We start from the raw sequence: 4,693 nt of genomic DNA on the forward strand, positions 1-4,693 counted from the left end.
CCAAGCTTTTCTGGTCGGAACCCCCTAAGCCGAGTTTTCAAGGTGCTGCGCCGTCCACTTGGTTTTCGAGACTGGCCTTTTAATTCTAACGTAAAGCCAACCTAGAACGGCGGGGTTTCAGACCCAAAATTTCCGATGAAACGCCTCGATCGCTTCCTCTAGGGTTGGATAAATACGTTCGGTCGAGATCGTCTCGGATAGGTCTCCTTTTTTTAATTGCTGATATAAATCTTGCTTCACCCGCGCCATGGCAAAAGTAATACCACGGCCGATTAATTCTCGATGTAATTCTTTCAACATATCGACCGCCGTAATATCGATATCTAGAATTGCTTCGGCATTGAGAACGAACCACTCGACGGGGACTTTCTCCGCTTCGATCGCCGCTATTACCCGTTTCCGAAAATTCTCGGCGTTGGCGAAACAGAGGGGCGCGTCGTAACGGTAGAGAACCAATCCGGGGATCGTCGTCGCGCCCTGCCAATCCTCGATGTCGTGCAGGCCCGCCAGATTCGGCACTTCCCCCAAAACCGCATCGTGTGGTCGCATCAGCCGTGCGAACAGATCGACCACCGATAACCCCACGGCAACGCCCACCCCGACGAGGATATCGGTGGCCAGGACACCGAACATGGTGACGAGCGCCAATCGGAACTCACTGGTTTTGAAACAACGCAGACGGTTGAACTCCGAGATCTCGATCAGACGGAGTGCGGCATAAATCACGATCGCCCCTAGGGCCGCTTTCGGAAACAGGGATAGCAGCGGTCGCAAGAACAAGAGTACCAAAATCACGATCAGAAAAGCCACGAGGGAAAACAGTTGCGATCGACTGCCCAGAGAATCGCCGATCGCCGTGCGACTGCCGCTACTGCTGACGGGAAAGCCTTGCATGATGCCGTTACCGATATTCAGCGCTCCCAGGGCGAGTAATTCCTGATTGCCATCGATGCGATAGTTGTTTTTCGCCCCGAAGGCGCGGGCGGTCAAGACGTTATCGGAATAGCCAACGAGGGCGATACCGATGGCCGAGGAGAGTAAATAGACGAACTGCTGGGAAGAAAAACCCCTCGGTACTTTCAAACTCGGTAAACCGGCGGGAATTTCCCCGATCACGGCGATGCCGCGCTCGTTCAGATCGAACAAATATACTGCCGATGTCGCCAGTAGAACCGCGAGTAAAGGGCCGGGGGCATTGGGAAAGCGACGTTGTACCACTAGCAGGAAAATTAAAACACCGGCGGCAAGAATCAGAGTTGGTGGGTGAATCTCGGATAAATGTCGGGAAAATTCCCCGATCTGTCCGAAAAGCGATTCCGCTTTTAGTGACATCCCGCTAATTTTTCCCAACTGACCGACGATCATGATCACCGCTACCCCGGCCATGTAGCCGACGAGGATCGGTTTGGAGAGGAGATCGGCGAGAAACCCCAACTGGGCGAAAGCGGCGAGGCAGCAGACGCTACCCACGAGTAAGGCCAATAGACTGCACAGACTGGCGTAGTTGCTACTATCCCCCGCCACGAGGGGCATGATAGCGGCGGCGGTCATTACTGCCGTTGTCGATTCCGGCCCGACGGAGAGTTGTGGTGAGGAACCGAGCAGCGCATAGATAAGCATGGGCGGTAGGATCGCCCATAATCCGGCGATCGGTTGTACTCCGGCCAGTTCCGCGTAGGCCAGACATTGGGGAACGAGATAGGCCGCCACGGTGATCCCCGCGATGATATCTCCCCGCAACCAGGCCGAGCGATAGGATCGCAGACGCTTTAACCCGGGTAGGGAAAACTGCTCCCTAGAAAAATTTAATCGAGTAGGCATCCTCATCTTTTCTCCTGTCATCGAAAATGTCTCGAAAATCTCGCCCCCGGCGACCCTGGCGGTAGGAATAATTTTTCGCCAGTTTAACCCGGTTTTTTCTAGTTTATTTTGCTTGCATCGGAACCGAGAAGTTTATTCGCCCAGGTCTTAGTCATACCAAATTAAATTGTATTCAGTAAGGATCAAGGGAAATCCTGTCAGAGAAGCAACCCTCTGGGGGTGTTAACTTCTTAAACAATTCATCTACTTTGACTTCTAACGCGCTTAGGGTGATGGGAGCGTCAATTGATAAATATCCTCTAATTTCTTAAGCTATAATTAAAACTCAATAACTTTAACCAGAGGCGGGGATTGTCTTTTTCTAGCCAGCTTTGGGAGTTTTTTAACCATTGGGGAAACCAGGAACCAAAAAACAGATTTTTGACTCCATCAAGGCTAAAATCGAGATAGGAACCTAACCACCGAATTAAATCCTGACTGCCAGCCATTTCTGCTATCCATAACAGTAAAGCGGGGTTTTTTCTGGCCGCTTTAATTGCTAAACGGCTAAAGGTCAACCAATCGGTTTTATCCTTAATAAAGGTTTCAGAAACCTCCGGCGGTTCGTCGGCCAATAAACCGAAAAATGTGTTTAACATGGCGTTGATTCTTTGGGGTGGTAAGGTTTTTCCTGTGGGAACCATCATTCCTTTAGAAAATAACCAAGTTACCGCCACATTGCTTTGATAGGCCCGCACATTTTCTAGGTCTTTAGCTGTTAGTAAATCGTGTTTCAATGCCATATCCAAAAGATGGGTTAAGCGCTCTAAATTACGCACCAAAGAACCGAATCCAGTAAAGATTAAGGGTGATTGCAGGGAGGCGGCATCACCGATGGCTAAAATGCGATCAAAGGAGACAATTCGATCTTTTTTTCCTGTACTAAAATGCCCCGGTATATAACCAAAGGTTGGTTTTTTCCAGGTTAATTTTTCTGGGTCACACTGTCGATATTCGGGCAGAATAGTAAAGAAATCTTCGTACATTTCCAACAGAGAACCGGGGTTATCGGGATGGACTTGATGATAGTGAAATAGATAGAAGGTTAATTCTTTTCCTTCCCCCGGAAATAATTCCCAAATTAGTTGTCTGCCTTTAGAAATATCGCCATGGGAATTTAAGACATCGCCATAGTGAGAATCCCACACCACTGGATCGAATCCTTCTACTACTGCCCCCACCGTCGGACAGACACTATCAAAGGCACGCACTCCGTTTAATTGCCAAGCAATCGGGGAGGCAGACCCCATGGCATCAATCAATAAACGACCTTTTATCTGTTGAATTTCTCCACCATGATTAAGGGTGACAGTAACACTATTAGCAGTAATATCAGACTTAAGAAATTCGGTTTGATCGAGAATTTTACCGCCATATTCCTGTATTTTTTTACCGCAGGATTGCAGCAATTGATCGGAATTAATGGCGATATTTAAAACCGTGGGAGTATGGAGAATCTCCGCCTTCAGATGGGGGGGATTATTGCCATCAAAAAACTTATTAAAGCCATCGAGGTATTCTTGGAAGATTAATTCCTCGAATTCTTCGGCAGTAAATAGGCCTAAATTAATTAAACTTTGAAACTCCGATCGAGAGATATTCCATTCCCGATTCATCCGTCCGAAAGGCAGTCTTTCTACTAAGAGGACTCGATAACCTAATTTGGCCATCTGTGCGGCGTGAATTGCCCCCAAGGCACCACCAATATAAATTAAGTCGTAGGCGATGGGATGATCATTTTCCTCACTGCTAGAGAAAATTACCGGCTGCGGTTGTTGGGGATTTTTGGCACTGTCGCGCCAACGTTTTTCCCACCAGTACAACCGTTCTAAATCTGCCTCCCCTTGCGGCATTTTGCGGAAGTAGTGAACCGTTAGGGGATAGTCCGCTTCTAAAGCTGTAAAAATTGAGTGATTTTTTCGATCGATGTTTGGTATCGTGTTACACTGCGGCGGAAAACGCTTTTGTAAAGCTCGATCGAGCTGCCGAGTTAGGGATGTTTCCAGGTAATGCGATCGCTCACCCCAGCGGAAAACTTTTAAATAAGTAGTCCGTTGCAGCGTCCAGACAAAGATCGACAATTCGATCGCCTCCGATAAGCGCAATCTCACCCCGTTAGGTGTATTTGTCTTGACACCGCTTCCGGGTTGCCAATCGGATTGTAACCACTGACAAACGGCGATCGAGTCGGGAGTCGGAATTTCTCTGTAAAGGATTTCTCTCATCTTGATTTAGCTATTACACCCAAAAATCGTCTGATTACGCTAGACTACACAAAAAGTTTTCTGAAAAAAGTTGAAAAAACTTTACATACCTAGATTAATACACAGCCAGGACCATCTGATTATGAATTATCCTATCCCGACTACCCCCGAAGAAATTGCCGCCCTCCGACAGCGTCCCGTGGATGAGGAGATGATCGCTGCCGTGATTGCGGGAATCATTAGAATGGCCCGCGCTCAAGGCCAATCTCTCGATGATCTTACTGAAGAAATTCTCGCAGAAGACCCGATTTTAGATCAAGTGCAACGACGTTGGTTAAGTCAGCTTTTGACTAATGCTTGGCAAAATTTAGCTGAATGGGTGTAATTGGGCGATGGAATGGCTAACAATCACTCTCGCTAGTGTTTTGACCCTGTTAACTCCCGCAGGGGCAATTATTGATACGGTTTTAGCCCATACCCTTCGCTCTCAAGTCCAAAAAGTGGAACAATTAGCCGTCAGGGTCGATAATACTCCCAATTATCAGGCTCTGCAAGGCAAAATCGATCGAGTTCGCATTTCTGCACGGGGAATTTATCCCCTTGCTGATGTTCGCATTGAGAAGATCGAG

At 47.9% G+C, this 4,693-nt stretch carries 4 protein-coding genes; 2 read left to right on the forward strand and 2 right to left on the reverse strand.

Going from position 1 to position 4,693, the window contains the following annotated elements:
• Window positions 1-117: 117 nt before the first annotated feature.
• Together PX484_RS05145 and PX484_RS05150 are read right to left on the reverse strand one after the other, a co-directional pair.
• A complete protein-coding gene (locus PX484_RS05145) occupies window positions 118-1,821 on the reverse strand; it encodes an SLC26/SulP family anion transporter (RefSeq protein WP_287766153.1) in 1,704 nt (567 codons plus the stop codon).
• Between the two features lie 299 nt (window positions 1,822-2,120).
• Entirely contained in the window at window positions 2,121-4,085 is a 1,965-nt protein-coding gene (locus tag PX484_RS05150; protein ID WP_287667303.1) for an FAD-dependent monooxygenase family protein, read from the reverse strand.
• A 121-nt stretch (window positions 4,086-4,206) separates the two neighbouring features.
• Between PX484_RS05150 and PX484_RS05155 the strand changes: the two genes are divergently transcribed.
• Complete coding sequence (locus PX484_RS05155; RefSeq protein WP_002800028.1) at window positions 4,207-4,449, forward strand: hypothetical protein; 243 nt, start codon at window positions 4,207-4,209, stop codon at window positions 4,447-4,449.
• 7 nt (window positions 4,450-4,456) lie between these two features.
• Window positions 4,457-4,693 (forward strand): LmeA family phospholipid-binding protein (locus PX484_RS05160; RefSeq protein ID WP_288103072.1); only part of this gene is annotated, 237 nt, incomplete at its 3' end.

Source organism: Microcystis sp. M49636_WE2 (assembly GCF_030065375.1).
GTDB lineage: Bacteria > Cyanobacteriota > Cyanobacteriia > Cyanobacteriales > Microcystaceae > Microcystis > Microcystis aeruginosa_C.